Here is a 24,850-nt window from a genome sequence, read left to right on the forward strand (position 1 = left end):
CTTATTTCAGGCCGGACATCTTCTGGATGGCGCCTTTGAGCTCGGCGTCTGCACAATCGGCGCAGGTGCCTTTTGGCGGCATCGCGTTGATGCCGGAGATCGCCTTGGCGAGCAAGCCGTCAACACCACCTTCTTTCTTGGCACGTTCGCCCCAAGCAGCGGCATCACCGATTTTCGGCGCACCCAACAGGCCTGAACCGTGGCAAGCGTTGCAATGTTTTGCAATCACTTCATCCGGGGTTTTCGCACCACCACCGCCGCCAGCGGAAGCGGCCACTTCCATGCCCTTGCACTCTTTACCCTGAACACAAACCTGGCCGACTGGCTCAAGGCGTTTGGCAATATCGTCGTTGGTCGCAGCCTGAGCGCTGACACTGACAGCCCATAGGGCCAATACGGTTGCTGGTGCAGCCAGCATTTTCATAATTAGGTTCACGCGTTCACCCTCAATGGTGGCTAGTCACGCCTACGGCCACGGTTCGCAGGCGGGCGCAAGTATAGCGGTAAGCCCGCCGCACTGAAACAACCCCAAAGTCGGAGGGGTCTTAGGCCGCGACGGAAAAACAGCCCGGGGCACCTCTGCGATGCTGGCAGGACGCCTCTTTTCTTAGAAATTCGCTGGTGTGGCTGCGCTGATTAGTCGCGCCGGCACATCGAACGGATTACGGAAACGGTGTGGCTTGGTACTTTCAAAGTAGTAGCTATCGCCGGCTTCGAGGACAAAAGTTTCGAGACCGACCACCAGTTCCAGTTTTCCTTCGACCAGGATGCCGGTTTCCTCGCCCTCATGGGTGAGCATCTCGTCACCGGTATCGGCGCCTGGCGGATAGATTTCATTGAGGAATGCGATGGCCCGGCTCGGGTGCGCCCGACCGACCAGCTTCATGGTCACGGCACCATCGGAAATATCGATCAGCTCGTTGGCCTTGTAGACGATCTGGGTCGGTTTTTCCTGCAGGATTTCTTCGGAAAAGAACTCGACCATGGACATGGGAATCCCGCCCAACACCTTGCGCAGCGAACTGATCGAAGGGCTAACGCTGTTCTTCTCGATCATCGAAATCGTGCTGTTGGTGACCCCCGCCCGTTTGGCGAGCTCACGCTGGGAAAGGCCTTTGAGCCTACGGATGGATTGCAGTCGTTCACCGACGTCCAAAGCTTGCGCCTCCAGGATTCAGATTGTTGGAATATTGAGCGTTATCATGGCGACAGCGTTCAGTATTTACAACACCTTGACCTGAATCCTGCTCAGCGAGGCGACTTCCGGTCTGGAGCCCTGCTCACTAAGCCCCGGAATAGAGCAGTGGCACTCGGCGCAGGTTGCAGAAGATCTGGTAAGGAATCGTGCCGGCAGCCATGGCCACATCACTGGCGAGGATGTTTTTGCCCCACAACTCGACGGTCGAACCGAGACCGGCCTGCGGCACATCGGTCAGGTCGATACAGAGCATGTCCATCGATACCCGGCCGATCAACTGGCTGCGCTGCCCGGCAACCAGCACTGGCGTGCCGGTCGGTGCCAGTCGTGGGTAGCCGTCGGCGTAACCCATGGCCACCACGCCAATGCGCATCGGTTTGGGGGTGATGAATTTGGCGCCGTAACCGACGGGCTCGCCGGCCGGCAACTCGCGCACACTGATCACCTTCGATTCCAGGGTCATGACCGGTTGCAGCCGCGATGCTACTTCGTTGGCCTCTTCGAACGGCGTGGCGCCATAGAGCATGATGCCTGGGCGCACCCAGTCACTCGGTATCTGCGGCCAACCGAGCACCGCCGGCGAGTTACGCAGGCTGACCTCGGCGGACAAGCCTTTGCGCGCCGCTTCAAATACCGCCACCTGTTCGGCGCTGGCCTGTTCGTGCAGTTCATCGGCACGCGCAAAGTGGCTCATCAGCACCACTTTCGCGACCTTGCCGCTGGCAAGCAGCCGTCGATAGGCCGCTTGATAATCCGTCGGGTGCAGCCCCACGCGATGCATGCCCGAATCGAGCTTCAGCCACACGGTGATCGGTTTGCTCAACGCTGCTTTCTCGATGGCTTCGAGCTGCCACAGCGAATGCACCACGCACCAGAAATCATGCTCGACGATCAGCGCCAGCTCGTCGGCTTCGAAAAAGCCTTCCAACAGCAGGACCGGCGCACGAATGCCCGCCGCCCGCAGCTCCAACGCCTCTTCGATGCAGGCCACGGCAAACCCGTCCGCCTCGGCTTCCAGCGCCTGGGCGCAACGCACCGCGCCATGGCCATAGGCATCGGCCTTGATCACCGCGAGGGCACGAGCCCCCGTGAGTTCACGGGCGATCCGGTAGTTGTGACGCAGGGCTTGAAGGTCGATCAGGGCACGGGCAGGACGCATGGCGGCAGACTTCTGGTCGGGTTATCGGGAAGAAAAACCGGCGCTGGCTGGTAGCGTGAACCGCCAACAGCGCCGGGAGAGGGATCTTTTCTGACAGGCTTATGGCAGAGCGGCGACAACCGACAGCTCGACCAGGATTTCCGGTTCGCACAATTTCGCTTCAACGGTGGCTCGGGCGGGAGCGACGCCTTTTGGCAGCCACTTGTCCCACACCGCGTTCATGCCTTCGAAATGCGCGTCGATGTCCTTCAGGTAAATCGTCACCGACAGCAGATTGTGCTTGTCGGTGCCGGCCAGATCGAGCAACCGCTCGATGTTGGCGAGAGTTTCACGGGTCTGCTGTTCAATCCCGGCGTTCATGTCGTCGCCCACCTGTCCGGCCAGGTAAACCGTGCCGTTATGGGTGACGATCTGACTCATGCGCTCATTGGTGAGCTGGCGCTGGACTGACATGCTTTGCAGACTCCTGGGTTTTGTTGCCGTAACGGGAAATATCGAGGCCTTCGGCGCTGATCTGCGGCTTTCTCTTGGCCATCAGGTCAGCCAGCAAGCGACCGGAGCCACAGGCCATGGTCCAGCCCAGCGTGCCGTGACCGGTGTTCAGGAACAGGTTCTTGAACGGTGTGGCGCCTACGATTGGCGTGCCATCTGGAGTGGTCGGGCGCAGGCCGGTCCAAAAGCTCGCTTCGGCCAGATTGCCGCCCTGAGGATAAAGGTCGTTGACGATCATCTCCAGGGTTTCGCGCCGGCGCGGATTCAGCGACAGGTCAAAACCGGCGATCTCCGCCATGCCGCCAACGCGGATGCGGTTGTCGAAACGGGTGATCGCGACCTTGTAGGTCTCGTCGAGAATGGTCGAAGTCGGGGCCATTGCCGGGTTGGTGATCGGCACGGTCAGGGAGTAGCCCTTGAGCGGGTACACCGGCGCCTTGATCCCCAATGGTTTGAGCAGTTGCGGCGAGTAGCTGCCAAGCGCCAGGACGTAGCGGTCGGCGGTTTCCAGCTTGCCGTCGATCCATACGCCGTTGATGCGGTCACCGGCGAAGTCGAGGCGCTGAATGTCCTGGTCGAAACGGAATTGCACACCGAGGTTCGCGGCCATCTCGGCGAGCTTGGTGGTGAACATCTGGCAGTCGCCGGTCTGGTCGTTCGGCAGGCGCAAGGCACCGGCGAGAATGTCAGTGACGCTGGCCAGCGCCGGTTCAACGCGGGCAATACCTTCGCGGTCGAGCAACTCGAACGGCACGCCGGACTCTTTCAGCACGGCGATGTCTTTCGCGGCGCCGTCCAGTTGAGCCTGGGTGCGGAACAGTTGGGTGGTACCGAGGCTACGGCCTTCGTAGGCAATGCCGGTTTCGGCACGCAGTTCATCGAGGCAGTCGCGGCTGTACTCGGAGAGACGGACCATGCGCTCCTTGTTCACCGCGTAACGGCTGGCAGTGCAATTGCGCAGCATCTGTGCCATCCACAGGTACTGGTCGATGTCGGCCGTGGCCTTGATCGCCAGTGGCGCGTGGCGCTGCAACAGCCACTTGATGGCCTTGAGCGGCACGCCCGGCGCGGCCCACGGCGAGGCATAACCCGGCGAGACTTGCCCGGCGTTGGCGAAACTGGTCTCCATGGCAGCGGCTGGCTGCCGGTCCACAACCACCACTTCAAACCCGGCACGGGCCAGATAATAAGCACTGGTGGTACCGATGACGCCGCTACCCAAGACCATGACGCGCATTTTCATATCCCTCATCGCGGCTAACCGCTGACGTTTGTTATTCAGAGCTTTAGATGTGCGCAGTGTAAAAAAGATTTGCCAGTGCATTTCACTATATAAGCGCCTATATTTGGCGACAATTCTCGGCAAAAACCCTTTTCACGGAGGCGCATCCCCTATGCGTACCAACACTCAGACCAAACGTGAGCTGGACAAGATCGACCGCAACATCCTGCGGATCCTGCAAGCGGACGGGCGGATTTCCTTTACCGAGCTTGGGGAGAAGGTCGGGCTCTCGACCACGCCCTGTACCGAGCGGGTCCGGCGTCTGGAGCGCGAAGGGATCATCATGGGCTACAACGCCAGGCTCAATCCGCAGCATCTGAAGGGTAGTCTGCTGGTGTTCGTCGAGATCAGCCTGGACTACAAATCCGGCGATACTTTCGAAGAGTTCCGGCGTGCGGTGCTGAAATTGCCCCATGTGCTGGAGTGCCACCTGGTGTCAGGGGATTTCGACTACCTGGTGAAGGCGCGGATTTCCGAGATGGCCTCGTACCGCAAATTGCTGGGCGACATCCTGCTCAAGCTGCCCCACGTGCGCGAGTCCAAGAGTTACATCGTGATGGAAGAGGTGAAAGAGAGCCTGACTCTGCCGATTCCGGATTGAAGATTTTCCGGTGTCTGTTCCGACCCCATCGCGAGCAAGCTCGCTCCCACAATGAACCGGTTTTGAACACAAAATTCAGGCAGACTCAAATACCTGTGGGAGCGAGCTTGCTCGCGATTGAGGCAACTCGGTCCACCTGAAGACCCGCTGTTTTAAACCAACACCTGCCGGGTACTGGCCATGTACTCGAACACCTGCTTCTCCACCCGCGGATGAATCAACTCCACTGGCCCCCGCCCATTGGGGCACGGCAGGGTCTTGGTGGTGCCGAACAACCGGCAGATCAGCGGCCGTTCGTCATACACCGTGCAACCATTGGGCCCCAGGTGCACACAGTTGAGTTCTTCCATGGCGGCATCCTGCTCGGCGCGGGTCTTGCGCGGCAGGCGTGACATTTCTTCCGGCGAGGTGGTCACCGGGCCGCAGCAGTCATGGCAGCCGGGAACGCACTCGAACGAGGGAATCTGCTGTCGCAATGTGCGGATTGTCTGACTGTTGCAGCTCATTGAAGCGGTGACCAATAGCGGAATAGAGCGCGATTCTGACGCAAAAGCCCCGATCCAGACAGCACCAGCCGACCAATGTTGCCCGTCCGGGAAGGTCCGGCTTATGCTCCGTCAAGTTTTCTAAACATCAACACCAGGATCACGCACATGAACCCTCGTGCTCAGCAGCCTGCTCCGGACCACATCGCCTCCTACTACGCCGCGAGCAGCCTGCCGCAGCCCGAACTTCCGGCGCTCAAAGGCGAAGTGCTGGCCGATGTCTGTGTGGTGGGCGGTGGGTTTTCGGGGTTGAACACGGCGCTTGAGCTGGCCGAACGCGGCCTCAGCGTAGTGTTGCTTGAAGCCCATCGAATCGGCTGGGGCGCCAGTGGACGCAATGGCGGGCAACTGATTCGCGGCGTCGGCCACGGCCTCGATCAGTTCACCAACGTCATCGGTGTCGAAGGTGTTCGGCAAATGAAACTCATGGGCCTGGAAGCCGTGGAAATCGTCCGGCAACGGGTCGAGCACTTCCAGATCCCCTGTGACCTGACCTGGGGTTACTGCGACCTCGCCAACAAACCCCGAGACCTGGAAGGTTTCGCCGAGGATGCCGAAGAACTGCGCAGCCTCGGTTATCGCTACGAGACCCGTTTGCTGCAAGCCAACGAGATGCACACCGTGGTTGGCTCTACGCGTTACGTCGGCGGCCTGATCGACATGGGCTCGGGGCACCTGCATCCACTGAACCTGGCCTTGGGCGAAGCATCCGCGGCACAACGACTGGGGGTCCAGTTATTCGAGCACTCGGCCGTGACCCGCATCGACTATGGCCCAGAGATTAAGGTCCATACCGCCGAGGGCTCGGTGCGCGCCAAGACCCTGGTACTGGGTTGCAATGCTTACCTCAATGACCTCAACCCGGAACTCAGCGGCAAAGTCCTGCCCGCCGGCAGCTACATCATCGCCACCGAACCACTGAGCGAAGAACAGGCCCACGCCCTGCTGCCGCAGAACATGGCGGTCTGTGACCAGCGCGTGGCGCTGGACTACTACCGGCTCTCGGCGGACCGGCGCCTGCTGTTTGGCGGTGCCTGCCATTACTCCGGCCGCGACCCGAAAGACATCGCTGCGTACATGCGTCCGAAAATGCTGGAGGTCTTCCCGCAATTGAGTGCCGTGAAGATCGATTACCAATGGGGCGGCATGATCGGTATCGGCGCCAACCGCCTGCCGCAGATCGGGCGACTCAAGGACCAGCCGAATGTGTATTACGCCCAGGCCTATTCCGGTCATGGCGTGAACGCCACACACCTGGCCGGCAAGCTGTTGGCCGAAGCCATCAGCGGCCAGCACAGCGGCGGCTTCGATCTGTTTGCCAAGGTGCCGCACATCACATTCCCGGGTGGCAAGCATTTGCGTTCACCGTTGCTGGCATTGGGGATGTTGTGGCATCGGTTTAAAGAGTTGGTCTGAAGGTTTAGCTGGGCCTGTACCGACGCCATCGCGAGCAAGCTCGCTCCCACAGTGTTTGGCAGTGTTCACAAAATTTGTGTTCACCACCGTTCCTTGTGGGAGCGAGCTTGCTCGCGATGAGGCCCTGAAGAACACAGCAAAACTCAGATCCGCCAGAAAGGCTTCAGCCCCTCCTCTCGCGCCTGCTCCCGCGTCAGCCCGACGTCCTTGAGCTGGTCAGCCGTCAGGGCCAGCAACGCCTTGCGCGTGTGCAGGCGACGCCAGAACCGGTCCCAGCGACTCAGGCCGGACGACGCATTGCCCATGCCCCCCTCCCGCGTGCCGTTGTTCTGCCCGGTCGCCAGCTCCTGACTGTGTAACGTCAGCCGCACATCGCTCAAACCGTTCATCTTGGATGCTCCTGTTTACTTGGGTAGCCAGAGGTTCCATGATGCGTGGGCGCGCAAGAGCATTACAGATTCAAAACAACTGTATTAACTCCATACAGTTTTGCCGATTCCGCCACTGAATCCCGATTTTTCGCCCGATCTGTACTGGTTAACCGAATCACCCTTATCGAGGCTGCACCATGACCCTTTACGTCAACCTCGCCGAATTGCTCGGCACACGTATCGAGCAGGGCTTCTATCGCCCCGGTGACCGGCTGCCTTCGGTTCGGGCGCTGAGCGTCGAGCACGGCGTCAGCCTGAGCACAGTGCAGCAGGCCTATCGGGTGCTGGAGGACAGCGGGCTGGCCATGCCTCGGCCCAAGTCCGGGTACTTCGTCCCGGCCAGCCGCGAACTGCCGGATTTGCCGGCAGTCGGCCGCCCGGCCCAACGGCCGGTGGACATTTCCCAATGGGATCAAGTGCTGGAGTTGATTCGCGCCGTTCCGCGCAAAGACGTGGTGCAACTGGGTCGCGGCATGCCGGACATCACCAGTGCGACCATGAAACCGCTGCTGCGTGACCTGGCGCGAATCAGCCGTCGGCAGGACATGCCCGGCCTGTATTACGACAACATCCACGGCAACCTTGAACTGCGCGAACAGATCGCTCGCCTGATGCTCGATTCCGGCTGCCAGTTGAGTGCCAGCGAACTGGTGGTGACCACTGGATGCCATGAAGCGCTGTCCACCAGTATTCGCGCGACCTGCGAGCCCGGCGACATTGTCGCGGTGGACTCGCCGAGCTTTCACGGCGCGATGCAGACCCTCAAGGGCCTGGGCATGAAGGCCCTGGAAATCCCCACCGATCCACTGACCGGCATCAGCCTCGAAGCGCTGGAACTGGCCTTGGAACAGTGGCCGATCAAGGTCATACAGTTGACCCCCAACTGCAACAACCCGTTGGGCTACATCATGCCGGAGTCGCGCAAACGCGCGTTGTTGACGCTTGCGCAGCGCTATGACGTGGCGATCATCGAGGACGATGTGTATGGCGAACTGGCCTACACCTACCCGCGTCCGCGCACGATCAAGTCCTTCGACGAGGACGGTCGCGTCCTATTGTGCAGTTCGTTTTCCAAGACCCTGGCACCCGGCCTGCGCATCGGCTGGGTCGCGCCCGGTCGCTATCTGGAACGGGTACTGCATATGAAATACATCAGCACCGGATCCACCGCGCCACAACCGCAGATCGCCATCGCCGAATTCCTTAAAGGTGGCCACTTCGAACCGCATTTGCGGCGGATGCGTACGCAATACCAGCGCAATCGCGACATGATGATTGATTGGGTGACCCGCTACTTCCCGGCCGGCACCCGCGCCAGTCGCCCACAGGGTAGCTTCATGCTGTGGGTCGAATTACCGGAAGGTTTCGACACCCTGAAACTGAATCGTGCATTGCACGACCAGGGCGTACAGATTGCCGTGGGCAGTATTTTTTCCGCCTCGGGCAAGTACCGCAATTGCCTGCGCATGAACTACGCTGCCAAGCCAACACCGCAGATCGAAAACGCAGTACGCAAGGTCGGTACGACAGCGATCAAACTGCTGGCGGAAAACGATCAGCTCAGCGACTGAGCTTTCTTCGGGAATCAGCGTCCATATGCCTATCTGCGCCGCCAAACGGAGTTGGCGGCGGCGTTTCAATGCCTGGCTGAGCAATTCGGTTGGCTGAGGAAGATGTTGTAAGACTCGACCGCCACAGTTCTGCGATGCTCATCAGGCTGGCTGAGCGGCGCCAAACGCCCCTTGCCTCGACACCACAATCAGCACGCCCAAGGCCCCCACTGCCATCAGCAACGGCAACGCATGGCCGTTGATCCACTGGCTGCCGGCACCCGCCAGCAGCGGCCCGACCAAGCAACCAATCCCCCACAGCTGTGCAATATGCGCGTTGGCCCGCACCAGTGCATCGTCGCGATAACGCTCGCCGATCAGGATCAGTGACAAGGTGAACAAGCCACCGGCACTGGCGCCAAACAAGACCCACAGCGGCCAGATCAGCAGTGTGTCGATCAGCATCGGAATCGCCAGGCTCGACACCAGCAAGACGACTGCGCAGCCGGTAAACAACGCCCGGCGCGACAAACGATCGGCCAACGCACCAATCGGCAATTGCAGCACCGCATCGCCGACGACCACCGTACTGACCATCGCCAGAGCGATCTCCGTGGTGAAGCCCTGGCGCAGGCAGTAGACCGGCAACAGCGTCAAAATCATCGCCTCGAACGCGGCGAACAGCGACACCGCCCAGGCAATCGCCGGCAGGCCACGACAAAACTCAAGCAAATCACGCAGGGTCACGCTGCTGGCTTCACTGCTCGGCGCGCCACTGCGGCCCAGCAACAGGAACGGAGCCCCCATCAGCAAGCCGACGCCCACCCAAAAGCCATAGTCATGCTCGGTACCGAGGAAGCCCAACAACACCGGCCCCGCCAGCTGACTCAATGCGTAGCTGCTGCCATACAGCGCCACCAGCCGCCCGCGCCATTGCTCGACCACCAGTTGATTGATCCAGCTTTCACCGATGATGAATACAAGGGTCAGGATCACCCCGATCATCAGCCGCAGCACCAACCAGATCGGATAGCTCGGCAACAGCGCCAGCAAACCGATCGAAACCGCCCCGGCCCACAGGCACAGGCGCATCAGATTGGCCGTGCCGAATCGCGCCGCCAGATGGCTGGAGATTTTCGCCCCCAGCAGGACGCCGATGGCTGGCATCGCGGCCATCACGCCAATGGCAAACGAGCCGTAGCCCCAGCTTTCCAGGCGAAACGACACCAGCGGCATGCTGACACCCAGGGCCAGGCCGACACTCAGGACAGATGCCAAAACGGCGAAATAAGTCGCCCAACGCATGTTCCACGCTCCTGTGGATATTTTTATGTACAACACAAAACATTGTGGGAGCGAGCTTGCTTGCGATGACGGAGCAACATTCAACATTGAAGTCGACTGTTACACCGCTATCGCGAGCAAGCTCGCTCCCACAAGGGATCTGTGTCGTTCGGGAGGCCTGCTCTACAACAGACCTCCCTTAACGGCTTACAACTTGATCCAGGTCGCCTTCAGCTCGGTGTATTTGTCGAACGCGTGCAGGGACTTGTCGCGGCCGTTGCCGGACTGCTTGAAGCCACCGAACGGAGCGGTCATGTCGCCGCCATCGTACTGGTTGACCCACACGCTACCGGCACGCAGTGCGCGGGCGGTGAGGTGGGCCTTGGAAATGTCGGCCGTCCAGACCGCAGCGGCCAGGCCGTACGGTGTGTCGTTGGCAATCGCGATGGCTTCTTCGGCACTGTCGAATGCGATGACCGACAGTACCGGCCCGAAGATTTCTTCCTGGGCGATTTTCATCGCGTTGCTTACGCCATCGAAAATCGTCGGTTCAACGTAAGTGCCGCCAGTTTCCTGGAGCGTACGCTTGCCACCGGCCACCAGCTTGGCGCCGTCGGCATGACCGGACTCGATGTAAGACAGTACGGTATTCATCTGTTGGGTATCGACCAGCGCGCCAACATTGGTCGCTGGATCCAGCGGATTGCCCGGCTTCCAGGCCTTCAGCGCCTCGATCACCAGCGGCAGGAATTTATCCTTGATTGAACGCTCCACCAGCAGGCGCGAACCGGCGGTGCAGACTTCGCCCTGGTTGAAGGCGATGGCGCCAGCAGCGGCTTCGGCAGCATCCTGCAGGTTCGGCGCATCGGCGAACACGATATTCGGGCTCTTGCCGCCGGCTTCGAGCCAGACTCGCTTCATGTTCGACTCGCCGGAGTAGATCAGCAATTGCTTGGCGATTTTGGTCGAGCCGGTGAATACCAGGGTGTCGACGTCGTTGTGCAGGGCCAAGGCCTTGCCGACGGTGTGACCGTAACCCGGCAGCACGTTCAGCACGCCTTTCGGGATGCCGGCTTCGACAGCCAGTTCAGCGATGCGGATGGCGGTCAGCGGGGATTTTTCGGACGGCTTGAGGATCACCGAGTTACCAGTGGACAGCGCAGGACCGAGTTTCCAGCACGCCATCATCAGCGGGAAGTTCCACGGCACGATGGCGCCCACAACACCCACCGGCTCACGGGTCACAAGACCCAACTGATCGTGCGGAGTGGCTGCCACTTCGTCGTAGATCTTGTCGATGGCTTCGCCGCTCCAGCTAAGGGCTTGCGCCGCGCCGGGAACGTCGATGTACAGGGAGTCGCTGATCGGCTTGCCCATGTCCAGGGTTTCAAGCAGGGCCAGCTCTTCGGCGTGCTGTTTCAGCAGGCCGGCAAAACGGATCATGGTGGACTTGCGTTTGGTCGGCGCCAGACGCGACCAGACACCGGAATTGAACGTGGCGCGAGCATTTTCCACGGCGCGCTGGGCATCGGCGGCGTCACAACTGGCAATCTTGCCGAGCAGACGGCCATCGACCGGGCTGATGCACTCGAATGTCTCGCCGGAAACGGCGTCGGTGTATTCGCCATTGATATAGGCGCGGCCTTCGATTTTCAGGTCGCGGGCACGTTGTTCCCAGTCGGCACGGGTCAGGGTGGTCATGCGAGTGTCCTCCTCTTATTGATACGACACCCGCGTTCTTCGCGGGCGCTGTCAGGAATTCTGCCCGGCCAGCCTGCTTTTCGGCCCAAGGCATCCACCACCCTAAACCAGCGGCAGGTGAAGTTTCAATATATTTGACATAACACCGGCAAACGGCCTTGCGATGTTCATTTTAATAAACATAGACTTTGGCGATACCCGTGTCCGGTATGACCGGACACCCACCACTCGCACCGCAATGACGGGGGAATACAACAATGAGCATCCAGAATATCGTCGACTTCAGCCAGGCCACCACCGCCGCCGAACGCTATCGCCCGGATCCGACCAAAGTACTGAAGGGTGATCCCGAGCAAGCGGTGTACAACCACTACAACAGCCCTTGCGGCCAATTGAACGCCGGCGTGTGGGAAGGGGCTGTCGGCCAGTGGACGGTAAACTTCACCGAACACGAATACTGCGAAATCGTGCAGGGGGTTTCCGTGATACGTGACCTCGACGGCAACGCCAAGACACTGCGTGTGGGTGATCGCTTCGTGATCCCGGCAGGCTTTCGCGGCACCTGGGAAGTGCTGGAGCCATGCCGCAAGATCTATGTGGCGTTTGAACAGAAGGCTTGAAGCAAGATCATCGAGATACCCCAAAGCCCGTCCCCGGTGACGGGCTTTTTCACGGGCGGGCCCCGGCAAACATCGCGACACAGTACAACAGGTGATAAATGACCGGAGCTGCTCCAGTATTTCTTCACGGCATCCAAGACGGATGACGGGAGCAATTTCGCTCACTCACCAATTGCAAGGAAGCGGTAAATGACCATTGATTTGAAACAACACCTGGATACAGCCATTCAGTACATCGGCCGACAATACTCCGAAGAGCTGCGTGGAGAGCTCGCCAACAAGACCGGGCTGGCGGTACGTCCGAGGGGCATCGGGTTCATCATGACCAAAGACTACAATCCCGCACGGATCAATCTGCTGGTTGAAAACGAAATCATCACCCATGTCACCATGGGCAATTGATTTGCGCCAAACCATGCATCGCTCTACTCAGCACTGAAGCGCAATGACTTGATCAGGCTGAAAAGCTGTCCGTTTTTTCAAGCACAACAAAAAAGGCCCGTATCTCGCGATACGGGCCTTTTTCGTAAGAGGGAAAAATCAATTACTTGATTTTGCCTTCTTTGTAGATCACGTGCTTGCGAACAACCGGATCATATTTCTTGATCTCGATTTTGTCCGGAGTAGTACGCTTGTTCTTGTCGGTAGTGTAAAAGTGACCAGTACCGGCGCTCGAAATCAAACGAATCAATTCACGCATGATTAGCTCCCTTAAACCTTGCCATCGCGGCGAAGTTCGGCCAGCACGACAGTGATGCCACGCTTGTCGATGATACGCATGCCTTTGGCAGATACGCGCAGACGCACAAAACGTTTCTCTTCTTCAACCCAGAAGCGGTGATGCTGCAGGTTCGGCAGGAAACGACGACGGGTTTTGTTGTTTGCGTGGGAAATGTTATTCCCAGTCACCGGACCCTTACCGGTAACTTGACAGACTCTAGACATGCCTCAGCCCTCTAAAACCACATGCCCAACCCGGCATGGGTTGGCCGCTTAATCTCTCAGTCATTTGGCGCCAGGCGCCGCGTTTCTTTAGAGGTCTTACCGGCTACACCTACAGTGAAGGAACCGGGCCCCTAGAAAAGAGCGCTGCTTTATACCAGAAAGACTAGAGAGCAACAACATTCAGTGTGCGTTGAATTCACAAAAACCCCGTTTTTCTGGCTCCGAGCGCCTTGGACAAAGGCTATCGTCGATGGCGACCGCTCGTCGCAGAAAATCGTTCAGCGAGCCATCCAGGGGGTTTGCTCAACCGCTGCACAGCAAAATCAGTCGCCTATAGTCCCCTTAAAATGAAAAAGGGGATAGTCATTTGCAAAAGAGCCCACTAGGGTAAGCCTTTTCCAGACTGCACTTGCAGATGGGCCTTCGACCTGTATAGGAAGCCGACCATGCGCCTTGCTGCCCTACCGCTGTTGCTCGCCCCGCTTCTGCTGAGCCCACAGGCATTTGCCGCCGCCCTGAGCGTCTGCACCGAGGCCAGCCCTGAAGGGTTCGACGTGGTGCAGTACAACTCGCTGACCACCACCAATGCCTCGGCCGATGTGTTGATGAATCGCCTGGTGGACTTTGACACGGCCAGTGGCAAGGTGGTCGCCAGCCTCGCCGACAGCTGGGAAGTCAGCCCCGACGGCCTGACCTACGTTTTCAAGTTGCACCCGCTGGTGAAATTCCATCGCACCGAGTACTTCACTCCAACGCGCGACCTTAACGCCGAAGACGTGATTTTCAGCTTCGACCGTATGCTCGACCCGGTCAATGCGTGGCACAAAGTCGCCCAGAGCGGCTTCCCGCATGCGCAATCGATGCAGTTGCCTGCATTGATCAAGAAAATCGACGCCCTCGATCCGCAGACCGTGCGCTTCACCCTCGACCACCCGGATTCGACCTTCCTGGCGACCCTGAGTATGGGTTTCGCCTCGATCTATTCGGCCGAATACGCCGACAAACTGATGAAGGCCGGCACACCCGAGAAGCTCAACAGCCAGCCGATCGGCACAGGGCCGTTCGTTTTCACTCGCTTCCAGAAGGACGCCTCGGTTCGCTACAAAGCCAACCCCGACTACTTCGGCGGCAAACCCTCTGTAGATCCGCTGATCTTTGCCATCACCCCGGACGCCAACGTGCGCCTGCAGAAATTGCGCCGCAACGAATGCCAGATCGCCCTGTCGCCCAAGCCTCTGGACGTACAGGAAGCGCTGAAAGAGCCGACGCTGAAAGTCGAAAAGACTGACGCGTTCATGACCGCATTCGTCGGCATCAACAGTCAGCATCCGCCACTGGACAAGCCTGAAGTCCGCCAGGCCATCAACCTTGCCTTCGACAAGCCCAACTATGTCAAAGCCGTGTTCGAAGACACTGCCGAGGCGGCCAACGGCCCGTATCCGCCCAACACCTGGAGCTACGCGAAAGGCCTGCCGGGTTACCCTCACGACATCGCCAAGGCCAAGGCCTTGATGGCCAAGGCCGGACTCAAGGACGGCTTCCAGACCACCATCTGGACCCGCCCTTCCGGCAGCCTGCTTAACCCCAACCCAAGCCTTGGTGCCCAACTGCTGCAGTCTGACCTCGCGGAAATCGGCATTCAGGCCGAAATCCGCGTGATCGAATGGGGCGAACTGATCCGCCGCGCCAAGGCCGGTGAGCACGACTTGCTGTTCATGGGCTGGGCCGGTGACAACGGTGACCCGGACAACTTCCTCACGCCGCAGTTTTCCTGCGCGGGGGTCAAGTCTGGCACCAACTTCGCCCGCTACTGCAATCAGGACCTGGACAAGCTGATCAGCGCCGGCAAGACCACCGGCGAGCAAGGTGTGCGTAGCAAACTCTACGAACAGGCCCAGGCGCAGATCCAGCAGCAGGCGCTGTGGCTACCACTGGCTCACCCGACGGCCTTCGCGCTGACGCGCAAGGATGTCGAGGGGTATTCGGTCAGCCCGTTCGGCCGGCAGGACTACTCCAAGGTCAACCTCAAGTAATCTGACACAACACAAAACCTGTGGGAGCGAGCTTGCTCGCTCCCACATGGAAAGCGTGCTTCTCACATCCTGCCTACATCCAGCCATACTCCGCCATCGACAACGGGTCGCCATCACCGATGATGAAATGGTCGAGCACCCGCACGTCAATCAACTCCAGCGCCTTTTGCAGGCGCTTGGTCAGCACCCGGTCGGACTGACTTGGGTCGGTGTTGCCCGAAGGATGGTTGTGACAGAGGATCAATGCCGCTGCGTTGTTGGCCAGGGCGCGCTTGACCACCTCTCGCGGATGAACGCTGGTGTTGTCGATGGAGCCGCGGAACAGCGTCTCGAACGCCAGTACCTGATGCCTGGAATCGAGAAACAGGCAACCAAACACCTCGTGTGGCTCGTGGCGCAGCATCGATTTCAGATACTCGCGAACCGCGTGCGGACTCTCCAGTGCCGACTTATGGCGCGCACGCTCGGCCAGATGACGCCTGCTCATTTCTTGCGCAGCCTGCAACTGCGCAAATTTCGCCGGCCCAAGTCCCAACTGCTTGCTGAACGCTTCCTGATCGGCTTCAAGCAACAAACGCAGGCTGCCAAACTGATTCAACAGGTGTCGCGCCAGATCTACTGCACTTTTACCCACCACGCCGGTGCGTAAAAAGATCGCCAGCAATTCGGCATCCGAAAGGCTTCCCGCGCCCCGCTCAAGCAACCTCTCCCGCGGCCGTTCCGCCGCCGGCCAATCGCGAATACTCATAGCACCTCCCTGTCTGTGGGCACCGCTGTTCCGTAGCGGTCGCTGTGATATCGTAGCCCATCTTTTTTGCGGGCGAATTCACCCTGGGGAGGGGGTTTCGCTACGTATGTCACCAACGAATTGAAAGGCAGGCCTATGCAGCGGCTGTATCGGAAACGCATTGTTCTGGGCGTCGGCGGCGGTATCGCTGCCTACAAGAGCGCCGACCTGGTTCGCCGCCTGATCGATCAGGGCGCCGAAGTGCGCGTGGTCATGACCCGTGGCGGCGCAGAGTTCATCACCCCGTTGACCATGCAGGCCCTGTCCGGGCACCCGGTCCACCTGGACCTGCTGGACCCGGCGGCCGAGGCGGCCATGGGCCACATCGAACTGGCCAAATGGGCCGATCTGGTGCTGATCGCCCCCGCCACGGCGGACCTGATCGCCCGCCTGGCCCAAGGCATCGCCGATGATTTGCTGACCACGCTGGTGCTGGCCACCGACGCAGTGGTCGCCGTCGCGCCGGCAATGAACCAGGCCATGTGGCGCGATCCGGCGACCCAGGCCAACCTGCAAACCCTCGAAAGCCGCGACATCAAGGTTTTCGGCCCGGCCTCCGGCAGCCAGGCCTGCGGCGACGTCGGCCTGGGACGCATGCTCGAAGCCCTTGAACTGGCCCAGTGCGCCGCCGACTGCTTCCAGCGTCAGGCACTGACCGGCAAACACGTGCTGATTACGGCCGGCCCGACCCAGGAAAACATCGACCCGGTGCGCTACATCACCAACCACAGCTCCGGAAAAATGGGCTTTGCCCTGGCCGAAGCCGCTGTGGAGGCCGGTGCCCGCGTAACCCTGATCACCGGCCCCGTGCACCTGCCGACTCCGGATCGCGTCAACCGCATCGACGTGGTCAGCGCCCGCGACATGCTGGCTGCCTGCGAAGCGGCGATCCCTTGCGACCTGTTCATCGCCTCGGCAGCGGTCGCGGATTACCGTCCGGAAGTCGTCGCCCCACAGAAACTCAAGAAAGATCCTACGAACGGCGACGGCTTGTTGCTACAGATGGTGCGTAACCCGGACATCCTGGCCACCATCGCCACCCGCCCCGACCGCCCGTTCAGTGTCGGTTTTGCCGCCGAGACCGAACACCTGCTCGATTACGCTGCACGCAAGTTGAAAGACAAGAACCTCGATCTGATCGTCGCCAACGACGTCGCCAACCCGAGCATTGGCTTCAACAGCGAAGAAAACGCCTGCAGCGTCATCGACCGTGAGCTTCACGCCACACTTTTCGCCCAGACCAGCAAGAGCAAGATTGCTCGCCAGCTGATCACTTTTATCGCCGAACGTCTGAACCAGGTTTAATTTACATGCACGCTTTGCAAGCCAAGATCCTCGACCCCCGCATCGGTACCGAATTCCCGCTGCCACAATACGCCACACCGGGCTCCGCCGGCCTCGACCTGCGCGCCATGCTGGAACAGGACACCGTGATCAAGCCGGGTGAAACCGTGCTGATCCCCACCGGCCTTTCGGTCTATATCGGCGACCCGAACCTGGCAGCGCTGATTCTGCCGCGCTCGGGGATGGGCCATAAGCACGGCATCGTGCTGGGCAACCTGGTGGGGCTGATCGACTCTGACTACCAAGGCCCATTGATGGTTTCCTGCTGGAACCGTGGCCAGACCGAGTTCACCATGCCGGTTGGCGAGCGCCTGGCGCAACTGGTGCTGGTACCGGTGGTGCAGGCTCACTTCGAGATGGTTGAAGAGTTTGTTGAAACCGAGCGCGGCACCGGCGGCTTCGGCCATACCGGCACCCGCTGATCCGGTCTTGCTCTTCTTGTGGCGGGGGATCTGGCTCCCTCGCCACAAAATTCAAATTGTCATCTGCAAGGTTTAGCTCCGAAAATCAAGGCATTGCCCGGTCAAACCCTTGTCGTCAGGGGCGTCATGGCCCTTTCACACCACGAACTCTCTGTGGAAAACGCCGTCATACCCTTCAGTTTGAACCTGCCGCCGAGTGAATCGGCGGCCTGTCCAGCCACTTTCGAGATGGAGCATTTCCACAGATGAACACCCCGGCCAACATCGCACCCAAGTTCCCTGACAGCATTTTCCGCGCTTATGACATACGCGGCACCGTTCCGGAGTTCCTGAACGCTGAAACCGCTTACTGGATCGGCCGCGCCGTCGGCTCCCAAAGCCTGGCCCAGGGCGAACCGAACGTGTCCGTCGGTCGCGATGGCCGCTTGTCCGGCCCGGAGCTGGTCGCGCAACTGATCAAAGGCATCGCCGACAGCGGCTGCCACGTCAGTGATGTCGACCTGGTCCCGACTCCGGCGCTCTACTACGCCGCCAACGTACTGGCCGGCAAATCCGGCGTGATGCTCACCGGCAGCCACAACCCGTCGAACTACAACGGTTTCAAGATCGTCATTGCCGGCGACACCCTGGCCAACGAACAGATCCAGGCCCTGCACGACCGCCTCAAGACCAATAACCTGAGCAGCGGCCAGGGCAGCATCACCCAGGTCGAGATTCTCGACCGCTACACCACCGAAATCGTCCAGGACATCAAGCTGGCCCGTCGCCTGAAAGTGGTCGTCGATTGCGGTAACGGCGCGGCCGGTGTGATCGCTCCGCAACTGATCGAAGCGCTGAACTGCGAAGTCATCCCGCTGTTCTGCGAAGTGGACGGCAACTTCCCGAACCACCACCCGGACCCGGGCAAGCCTGAAAACCTCGTGGACCTGATCGCCAAGGTCAAGGAAACCAACGCTGACATCGGCCTGGCCTTCGACGGCGATGGCGACCGCGTCGGCGTGGTGACCAACACCGGCAGCATCGTCTACCCAGACCGGTTGCTGATGCTGTTCGCCCGCGACGTCGTGGCACGCAACCCGGGCGCCGAGATTATCTTCGACGTCAAATGCACCCGCCGCCTGATCCCGCTGATCAAGGAATACGGCGGCCGGTCGCTAATGTGGAAGACCGGTCACTCGTTGATCAAAAAGAAAATGAAACAATCCGGCGCCCTGCTGGCTGGCGAAATGAGCGGGCACATCTTCTTCAAGGAGCGCTGGTTCGGTTTCGACGACGGCATTTACAGCGCCGCGCGGTTGCTGGAGATCCTCAGCAAGGAAAAATCCTCGGCCGAAGAGTTGTTCGCGACCTTCCCGAACGATATTTCTACGCCGGAAATCAATATCCATGTGACCGAAGAGAGCAAATTCAGCATCATTGATGCATTGCACGACGCGCAGTGGGGCGAAGGCGCCGACCTGACCACCATTGACGGCGTGCGAGTCGACTATGCCAAAGGCTGGGGCCTGGTACGCGCATCCAACACCACACCGGTGCTGGTGCTGCGTTTCGAGGCCGATGACGAGGCTGAATTGCAGCGCATCAAGGACGTTTTCCACGCCCAGTTGAAGCGTGTTGCACCTGATCTCCAACTACCGTTCTGATTCACCCGGAGCCCTGAATGACCCTCGAACGCGAAGCCGCCGCCAACACCGCCAAGGTCCTGTCCGAAGCGCTGCCTTACATCCGCCGTTATGTCGGCAAGACACTGGTGATCAAATACGGCGGCAACGCGATGGAAAGCGAGGAGCTGAAAACCGGCTTCGCCCGCGACATCGTGCTGATGAAGGCCGTGGGCATCAACCCGGTGGTGGTTCACGGTGGCGGCCCGCAAATCGGTGACCTGCTCAAGCGCCTGTCGATCGAGAGCCATTTCGTCGACGGCATGCGCGTCACCGACGCCGCGACCATGGACGTGGTTGAAATGGTCCTCGGCGGCCAGGTCAACAAGGACATCGTCAACCTGATCAACCGTCATGGCGGCAGCGCCATCGGCCTGACCGGTAAAGACGCCGAGCTGATTCGCGCGAAGAAGCTCACCGTTACCCGTCAGACGCCGGAAATGACCACCCCGGAAATCATCGACATCGGCCACGTGGGCGAAGTAGTCGGCATCAATACCGACCTGCTGAACCTGTTGGTCAAGGGCGATTTCATCCCGGTGATCGCGCCCATCGGCGTCGGCGCCAACGGCGAGTCGTACAACATCAACGCTGACCTGGTGGCCGGTAAAGTCGCCGAGGCATTGAAAGCCGAGAAGTTGATGCTGCTGACCAACATCGCCGGCCTGATGGACAAGTCGGGCACGGTCCTGACCGGCCTGACAACCCAGCAAGTCGACGACCTGATCGCCGATGGCACCATCTATGGCGGCATGCTGCCGAAGATCCGTTGCGCACTGGAAGCAGTCCAGGGCGGCGTGGGCAGCTCGCTGATCATCGACGGTCGCGTGCCGAACGCGATCCTGCTGGAAATTTTCACCGATACCGGCGTGGGCACCCTGATCAGCAATCGCAAGCGTCACTGATTCAAGAACGTCATAAAGATCGCAACCTTCAGCGGCACCTACGGAAGTATGAATTTTCCGTAGGTGCTGACGAAGTCTGCGATCTTTTTTATGCGTGCAGGAAATGCCTCACTTCAGATAACGAAACGTCCGACATCATTAAGGAATCAATCTGCATAGGATCTTCCCTGCATCCACAGGAGATCTACCCATGCAAAAAGACCATGTTCCATACGGCAGTGACATTTCAGCAGGCACCTACGCCTGCGTAGACTGCGGATTTGAGTATTCAGGCCCGTCGCAAACATCAATGCCACCCTGCCCTGATTTCAAAAAGACCCCTCACACGCGCAAAGCCTGGAAAGTATTGACCGGCCAGGGCGACGCCCCGAATGACCCGTATCCGGAAAAAACCGACAAATCCGTCGAGAACAAAAAGGCCGAGACAACCAGCCCTGCGAGCAAAAAATAGCCACGGAGGCACTGAGCCATGCAGATCTCGTTCACGATCGACGCCCAGGCTTTCGAGCAGGAGCAGAAGGAACCGGTCAAGAAAACCCTGAAGATTTCCGACACGGAAATTGCTCATGCCTTACAGCGTATAGCCAAGGCGAGCCTGACTGAATACTTGAAAATGCTGGTTGAGGGCGGCATGCCGAGCCGGGCCGATGAAGCAAAACAGGACCGTTTGCTGTATCTGATTCAAAGCTACTTCGGGCAGACCCTGCCAACCGAATCGCAGATATCGACGATTTTCCAGCTGACTCAGAGCCAAAGCAAAACCTTGCTGAAAAACACGGTTTCACGCTTCCGCAATCAATTGGACGAGATCCTGCAGCACAGCATGCGAGCCGTGATCGAGTCTGCGGAGCACGCGCAGACCGTGTATCTGGTGGTGATCAGCTCGGACGTCATCCGCGATGAACTGAACATGCTGATCACCCAGAACGAGCCGACTTTCAAACCCATCATCAAACGCAAAGGCAGTGCCGGGCAGTTCGAAATCAGCGAGGATTCCCACGCGCTGCTGTGCCGGACACTGGGCCTGAATGCCGTTCAGTGACATCGTCGCGGTCAGTGGTTTGCTGCTGACCCTGACCACCTTCATGTTCAACCTGGCATGGCCAAAATTGCATGAAGCGTTGGAACTGGATGAAAAACAACCAGGCCCACTGGCCAGAAAACGTAGCCGAGAGAAGGTTTCAGGCGTTCTGCTCGGCTGCGCCCTGCCCCTGACCTGCGCCTTCACAGCACTTTTTTACGTCAACCTGCCGGCCGCCGCTCGAATCATGCGTGGCAGCAGACTGGATCTGTGGGATTTCGATGTGGACCGCACGCTTTACGTTCTAGTCGTCGTGGCACTGCTGGTGTTCGCGCTATTCAATCTGGGATTGGCACTAAAACTGATAGGAAAATGGCGAAGACTGCACTGACAGCACAAACAAAAAGCCCCTTGTAGGAGCAGCCGGTCGACGCTCGATTGCTCGCGATGGGCGCCAGAGCAACGCGGGCTGCCAGGCACTCCGCATTATCGTTGACGTTTTTCGCGAGCAAGCTCACTCCTACAGGGTCGGTGTGTCAGACGCCGAACTGGGCGCGGTAGGCTTCCACAGCTGGCAGATGCTGCTTGAGCTGCGGATCGTCCGCCAGGAATTCCAGCACCTGGTTCAGCGAAACGATGCTGATCACCGGGATGCCGAAGTCACGCTCGACTTCCTGGATCGCCGACAACTCGCCGTTGCCACGCTCCTGACGGTTCAGGGCGATCAGCACGCCAGCGGCCTTGGCGCCGTCCTGGGAGGCGATGATCTGCATCACTTCACGGATGGCGGTGCCGGCGGTGATCACGTCGTCGATGATCAGAACGTCGCCAGTCAGCGGTGCGCCAACCAGGCTGCCGCCCTCACCGTGGGCCTTGGCCTCCTTGCGGTTGAAGCACCATGGCAGGTCACGGTTGTGATGCTCTGCCAGGGCCACGGCGGTGGTCGCCGCCAAAGGGATGCCCTTGTAGGCCGGACCAAACAGCACGTCGAACGAAATGCCGCTCTCGGCAATGGCGGCGGCGTAGAAACGACCCAGCTGTGCCAGGGCCGAACCCGAGTTGAACAGGCCGGCATTGAAGAAGTAAGGACTGGTGCGCCCGGACTTCAGGGTGAACTCACCGAAGCGCAAAACGCCGCGATCGATGGCAAAACGGATGAAATCGCGCTGATACGCTTGCATGAAAAAACCCCAAATACCACGGATTTAGCTAATTAGCTTGACGCCGTGTATCATACACGCACGCGATTTTTGGGGCCATTTATGCGGATCATCAGTGTGAACGTCAATGGTATTCAGGCTGCAGTCGAGCGTGGTTTGCTCAGTTGGCTGCAAGCACAGAATGCCGACGTCATCTGCCTGCAGGACACCCGTGCCTCCGCCTTTGAACTGGATGACCCAGCCTTCCAACTGGATGGCTACTTCCTTTATGCCTGCGATGCTGAAGTCCCTGCCCAAGGCGGCGTGGCTTTGTATTCGCGGCTGCAACCGAAGGCTGTCATCAGCGGTCTCGGTTTCGAGACGGCCGACCGCTACGGGCGCTACCTGCAAGCAGATTTCGACAAAGTCAGTATTGCCACCTTGCTGCTTCCTTCGGGGATGAACGGCGATGAGGACTTGAACCAGAAGTTCAAGCTCATGGACGACTTCGGCAAGTACCTGGACAAGCAGCGGCGCAAACGCCGCGAGTACATTTATTGTGGCTCGCTGTACGTGGCGCAGCAGAAGCTCGACATCAAGAACTGGCGCGACAGCCAGCAATCTCCGGGCTTCCTGGCACCTGAACGTGCCTGGATGGACGAGATTGTCGGCAACATGGGTTATGTCGACGCCCTGCGGGAAGTCAGCCGGGAAGGCGACCAGTACAGCTGGTGGCCGGACAACGAACAGGCGGAGATGCTCAACCTCGGTTGGCGCTTCGACTATCAGTTGCTGACCCCTGGCCTGCGCCGCTTCGTACGCAGCGCACGCCTGCCACGCCAGCCGCGGTTCTCGCAACACGCGCCGCTGATCGTGGACTACGACTGGACGCTGACGATCTAAGTGATTTTTCACTGAGCAGTATGACGGATGGTCGAAAAAATGCCCGTATCGCAAGATACGGGCATTTTTTTATGCACTCTATCCAGAGGTTCCCATCGACCAGAACTTCAAGCCGCGGCGAAAAACGGCAGAGCGAGATACAACTTGATCACAATGACATTAATGATGTCGATGAAGAAAGCGCCCACCATGGGCACCACCAGGAACGCTATCTGCGAAGGCCCGTAGCGCTGCGTCACCGCTTGCATGTTAGCGATGGCAGTTGGCGTGGCCCCCAGTCCAAAACCGCAGTGTCCTGCCGCCAGTACAGCCGCATCGTAGTTACTACCCATGACCCTGAACGTCACGAAAATCGCAAACAGCGCCATGACCAGCGTTTGCGCCGCCAGGATGATGAAGATCGGCAAAGCCAATGCGGCCAGATCCCAGAGTTTGAGTGACATGAGAGCAATTGCCAGAAACAGCGACAAGCTGACATTCCCAAGCACGGAGACTTCACGCTCAAACACTTGATACAAGCCAAGCGCTGAAAGCCCGTTTCGCAAAAGTACACCCACGAACAAGACACAAACGAACGTCGGCAACTCGAATGCGCTTCCGTGGAGCATCTCGTTCAGAAGAGTACCTGCCAGCAGGCTGACGGCGATCAGCGCGAGCGTCTCGATAAACGAAAAGGGTGTGATCGAGCGCTCTTTGTTTGGCTGTTCAAAGCCTTTTGGCACCCGTGGTTTTTCTTGATCAACGCAGCCGGGTACTTGTACGCGCTTGATGAGGTGGCGAGCAACTGGCCCACCGATCAATCCGCCCAGCACCAATCCAAACGTCGCAGAGGCCATCGCAAGCTCGGAGGCAGATGCCAGACCGTACTTCTCACTGAACGTAGCCCCCCATGCAGCACCCGTACCGTGACCGCCGGCCAACGTAACCGAGCCTGTCAGCAGGCCCATCAAGGGATCGAGCCCCAAGAGACTCGCAAGACCGATACCCATGGCATTCTGGACCAGTAAAAGCCCGGTGACCGCCAGTATGAAAACACCCACCACCCGCCCGCCCTTCTTCAGGCTGGCGAAATCTGCACTCAAGCCAATGGTGGCGAAAAACGCCAACATCAAGGGTGTCTGCAATGAGGTGTCGAACCGGACCTCAACATCAATGCCGCGCAAAGCCAGGAGAACCAAGGCAACCACCAGGCCACCCGCTACAGGTTCGGGGATATTGTAGGCGCGTAAAAAACCGACACGCGTGACAAGTCCGCGCCCCAGCAAAAGTACTAAAGAGGCTGCTACTAATGTTCCATAAAAATCGAGCTGAAGCATTCTGGATATTCTTGCTTATATATTCAGGGGCGAACTTTTTACCTGGACACGCCTCTTGAACAGGTTGATGGATCTCAACACTGATTGGTATTAGA

Annotated in this window: 27 protein-coding genes and 1 pseudogene; 14 read left to right on the forward strand and 14 right to left on the reverse strand. The window is 59.3% G+C overall.

Annotated elements, in window-relative coordinates; genetic code table 11:
- Position 1: 1 nt before the first annotated feature.
- From AC1Q6Y_RS01730 to dadA, 5 genes are all read right to left on the reverse strand, one after another.
- Positions 2-424: a c-type cytochrome gene (locus AC1Q6Y_RS01730; protein WP_150815265.1), complete on the reverse strand. Its 423-nt coding sequence runs from the start codon at positions 422-424 to the stop codon at positions 2-4.
- 183 nt (positions 425-607) lie between these two features.
- Entirely contained in the window at positions 608-1,156 is a 549-nt protein-coding gene (locus AC1Q6Y_RS01735) for a cupin domain-containing protein (RefSeq protein ID WP_008023455.1), read from the reverse strand.
- A gap of 127 nt (positions 1,157-1,283) precedes the next feature.
- Positions 1,284-2,357 (reverse strand): alanine racemase, encoded by a 1,074-nt coding sequence (alr, locus tag AC1Q6Y_RS01740; protein WP_090452148.1) that lies wholly within the window; start codon positions 2,355-2,357, stop codon positions 1,284-1,286.
- Positions 2,358-2,456: 99 nt separating this feature from the next.
- Positions 2,457-2,810 carry a RidA family protein gene (locus AC1Q6Y_RS01745; protein WP_057712756.1) on the reverse strand — a complete coding sequence of 118 codons (354 nt, stop codon included), beginning with the start codon at positions 2,808-2,810 and terminating at the stop codon, positions 2,457-2,459.
- Positions 2,782-4,086, reverse strand: a complete 1,305-nt coding sequence (gene dadA, locus AC1Q6Y_RS01750; protein ID WP_218494623.1) for a D-amino acid dehydrogenase — start codon at positions 4,084-4,086, stop codon at positions 2,782-2,784. Before dadA ends, AC1Q6Y_RS01745 begins: the two co-directional genes overlap by 29 nt.
- Positions 4,087-4,243: 157 nt before the next feature.
- Here dadA and AC1Q6Y_RS01755 point away from each other — a divergent pair, with 157 nt between their 5' ends.
- The gene (locus AC1Q6Y_RS01755) at positions 4,244-4,732 is read left to right on the forward strand and encodes an Lrp/AsnC ligand binding domain-containing protein (RefSeq protein ID WP_007975155.1); all 489 of its coding nucleotides are present in this window, start codon (positions 4,244-4,246) and stop codon (positions 4,730-4,732) included.
- Between the two features lie 152 nt (positions 4,733-4,884).
- Here the strand turns inward: AC1Q6Y_RS01755 and AC1Q6Y_RS01760 are convergent, their stop codons facing one another.
- A complete protein-coding gene (locus tag AC1Q6Y_RS01760; protein ID WP_007975156.1) occupies positions 4,885-5,238 on the reverse strand; it encodes a YkgJ family cysteine cluster protein in 354 nt (117 codons plus the stop codon).
- 147 nt (positions 5,239-5,385) lie between these two features.
- Here AC1Q6Y_RS01760 and AC1Q6Y_RS01765 point away from each other — a divergent pair, with 147 nt between their 5' ends.
- The gene (locus tag AC1Q6Y_RS01765) at positions 5,386-6,693 is read left to right on the forward strand and encodes an NAD(P)/FAD-dependent oxidoreductase (protein WP_492623955.1); all 1,308 of its coding nucleotides are present in this window, start codon (positions 5,386-5,388) and stop codon (positions 6,691-6,693) included.
- A 143-nt stretch (positions 6,694-6,836) separates the two neighbouring features.
- Here the strand turns inward: AC1Q6Y_RS01765 and AC1Q6Y_RS01770 are convergent, their stop codons facing one another.
- Positions 6,837-7,082: a DUF1127 domain-containing protein gene (locus AC1Q6Y_RS01770; protein ID WP_492623956.1), complete on the reverse strand. Its 246-nt coding sequence runs from the start codon at positions 7,080-7,082 to the stop codon at positions 6,837-6,839.
- A 179-nt stretch (positions 7,083-7,261) separates the two neighbouring features.
- Between AC1Q6Y_RS01770 and AC1Q6Y_RS01775 the strand changes: the two genes are divergently transcribed.
- Positions 7,262-8,695, forward strand: coding sequence for an aminotransferase-like domain-containing protein (locus tag AC1Q6Y_RS01775; protein WP_492623957.1), 1,434 nt, complete (start codon positions 7,262-7,264; stop codon positions 8,693-8,695).
- Positions 8,696-8,836: 141 nt separating this feature from the next.
- Here AC1Q6Y_RS01775 and AC1Q6Y_RS01780 read toward each other — a convergent pair whose 3' ends face one another.
- Positions 8,837-9,979: an MFS transporter gene (locus AC1Q6Y_RS01780; protein ID WP_150815261.1), complete on the reverse strand. Its 1,143-nt coding sequence runs from the start codon at positions 9,977-9,979 to the stop codon at positions 8,837-8,839.
- 186 nt (positions 9,980-10,165) lie between these two features.
- Positions 10,166-11,659 carry an aldehyde dehydrogenase gene (locus AC1Q6Y_RS01785; protein ID WP_429521721.1) on the reverse strand — a complete coding sequence of 498 codons (1,494 nt, stop codon included), beginning with the start codon at positions 11,657-11,659 and terminating at the stop codon, positions 10,166-10,168.
- Positions 11,660-11,916: 257 nt separating this feature from the next.
- On the opposite strand from AC1Q6Y_RS01785, the gene AC1Q6Y_RS01790 reads away from it, so the two are divergent.
- Entirely contained in the window at positions 11,917-12,279 is a 363-nt protein-coding gene (locus tag AC1Q6Y_RS01790) for a cupin domain-containing protein (RefSeq protein ID WP_057712750.1), read from the forward strand.
- Between the two features lie 189 nt (positions 12,280-12,468).
- Positions 12,469-12,681: a hypothetical protein gene (locus tag AC1Q6Y_RS01795; protein ID WP_057712749.1), complete on the forward strand. Its 213-nt coding sequence runs from the start codon at positions 12,469-12,471 to the stop codon at positions 12,679-12,681.
- A 142-nt stretch (positions 12,682-12,823) separates the two neighbouring features.
- On the opposite strand, the gene rpmG is transcribed toward AC1Q6Y_RS01795, so the two are convergent.
- Both rpmG and rpmB read right to left on the reverse strand, forming a co-directional pair.
- Positions 12,824-12,979, reverse strand: coding sequence for a 50S ribosomal protein L33 (gene rpmG, locus AC1Q6Y_RS01800; RefSeq protein WP_003177274.1), 156 nt, complete (start codon positions 12,977-12,979; stop codon positions 12,824-12,826).
- A gap of 11 nt (positions 12,980-12,990) precedes the next feature.
- A complete protein-coding gene (gene rpmB / locus AC1Q6Y_RS01805) occupies positions 12,991-13,224 on the reverse strand; it encodes a 50S ribosomal protein L28 (RefSeq protein WP_007975166.1) in 234 nt (77 codons plus the stop codon).
- 446 nt (positions 13,225-13,670) lie between these two features.
- Here rpmB and AC1Q6Y_RS01810 point away from each other — a divergent pair, with 446 nt between their 5' ends.
- Positions 13,671-15,257, forward strand: a complete 1,587-nt coding sequence (locus tag AC1Q6Y_RS01810) for an ABC transporter substrate-binding protein (protein WP_340312801.1) — start codon at positions 13,671-13,673, stop codon at positions 15,255-15,257.
- A gap of 73 nt (positions 15,258-15,330) precedes the next feature.
- Here the strand turns inward: AC1Q6Y_RS01810 and radC are convergent, their stop codons facing one another.
- Positions 15,331-16,005 (reverse strand): RadC family protein, encoded by a 675-nt coding sequence (gene radC / locus AC1Q6Y_RS01815; protein ID WP_057712747.1) that lies wholly within the window; start codon positions 16,003-16,005, stop codon positions 15,331-15,333.
- Positions 16,006-16,140: 135 nt separating this feature from the next.
- Here radC and coaBC point away from each other — a divergent pair, with 135 nt between their 5' ends.
- The 7 genes and pseudogenes from coaBC (at position 16,141) to AC1Q6Y_RS01850 (ending at position 21,788) form a co-directional block, all read left to right on the forward strand.
- On the forward strand, positions 16,141-17,349 hold the full coding sequence (coaBC, locus tag AC1Q6Y_RS01820) for a bifunctional phosphopantothenoylcysteine decarboxylase/phosphopantothenate--cysteine ligase CoaBC (protein ID WP_090452162.1): 1,209 nt from the start codon (positions 16,141-16,143) through the stop codon (positions 17,347-17,349).
- A gap of 5 nt (positions 17,350-17,354) precedes the next feature.
- A complete protein-coding gene (gene dut / locus AC1Q6Y_RS01825; RefSeq protein WP_007975171.1) occupies positions 17,355-17,810 on the forward strand; it encodes a dUTP diphosphatase in 456 nt (151 codons plus the stop codon).
- 266 nt (positions 17,811-18,076) lie between these two features.
- Positions 18,077-19,453 (forward strand): annotated as a pseudogene (locus AC1Q6Y_RS01830) (phosphomannomutase/phosphoglucomutase); the annotation flags it as partial.
- A 17-nt stretch (positions 19,454-19,470) separates the two neighbouring features.
- Positions 19,471-20,376, forward strand: coding sequence for an acetylglutamate kinase (gene argB, locus AC1Q6Y_RS01835; RefSeq protein ID WP_053163877.1), 906 nt, complete (start codon positions 19,471-19,473; stop codon positions 20,374-20,376).
- 190 nt (positions 20,377-20,566) lie between these two features.
- On the forward strand, positions 20,567-20,827 hold the full coding sequence (locus AC1Q6Y_RS01840; RefSeq protein ID WP_057712744.1) for a hypothetical protein: 261 nt from the start codon (positions 20,567-20,569) through the stop codon (positions 20,825-20,827).
- Positions 20,828-20,845: 18 nt separating this feature from the next.
- Positions 20,846-21,418, forward strand: coding sequence for a hypothetical protein (locus AC1Q6Y_RS01845; RefSeq protein ID WP_057712743.1), 573 nt, complete (start codon positions 20,846-20,848; stop codon positions 21,416-21,418).
- On the forward strand, positions 21,405-21,788 hold the full coding sequence (locus AC1Q6Y_RS01850) for a hypothetical protein (protein WP_150812730.1): 384 nt from the start codon (positions 21,405-21,407) through the stop codon (positions 21,786-21,788). The genes AC1Q6Y_RS01845 and AC1Q6Y_RS01850 overlap by 14 nt, the downstream gene beginning before the upstream one ends.
- Before the next feature lie 145 nt (positions 21,789-21,933).
- Here AC1Q6Y_RS01850 and pyrE read toward each other — a convergent pair whose 3' ends face one another.
- Positions 21,934-22,578: an orotate phosphoribosyltransferase gene (pyrE, locus tag AC1Q6Y_RS01855; protein ID WP_095057652.1), complete on the reverse strand. Its 645-nt coding sequence runs from the start codon at positions 22,576-22,578 to the stop codon at positions 21,934-21,936.
- Positions 22,579-22,659: 81 nt separating this feature from the next.
- Between pyrE and crc the strand changes: the two genes are divergently transcribed.
- Positions 22,660-23,439: a catabolite repression control protein Crc gene (gene crc / locus AC1Q6Y_RS01860; protein WP_003229491.1), complete on the forward strand. Its 780-nt coding sequence runs from the start codon at positions 22,660-22,662 to the stop codon at positions 23,437-23,439.
- A gap of 107 nt (positions 23,440-23,546) precedes the next feature.
- On the opposite strand, the gene gltS is transcribed toward crc, so the two are convergent.
- Positions 23,547-24,755 (reverse strand): sodium/glutamate symporter, encoded by a 1,209-nt coding sequence (gltS, locus tag AC1Q6Y_RS01865; protein ID WP_057712741.1) that lies wholly within the window; start codon positions 24,753-24,755, stop codon positions 23,547-23,549.
- Positions 24,756-24,850: the final 95 nt, after the last annotated feature.

It is taken from the genome of Pseudomonas sp. GW823-FHT06E10 (assembly GCF_058794995.1).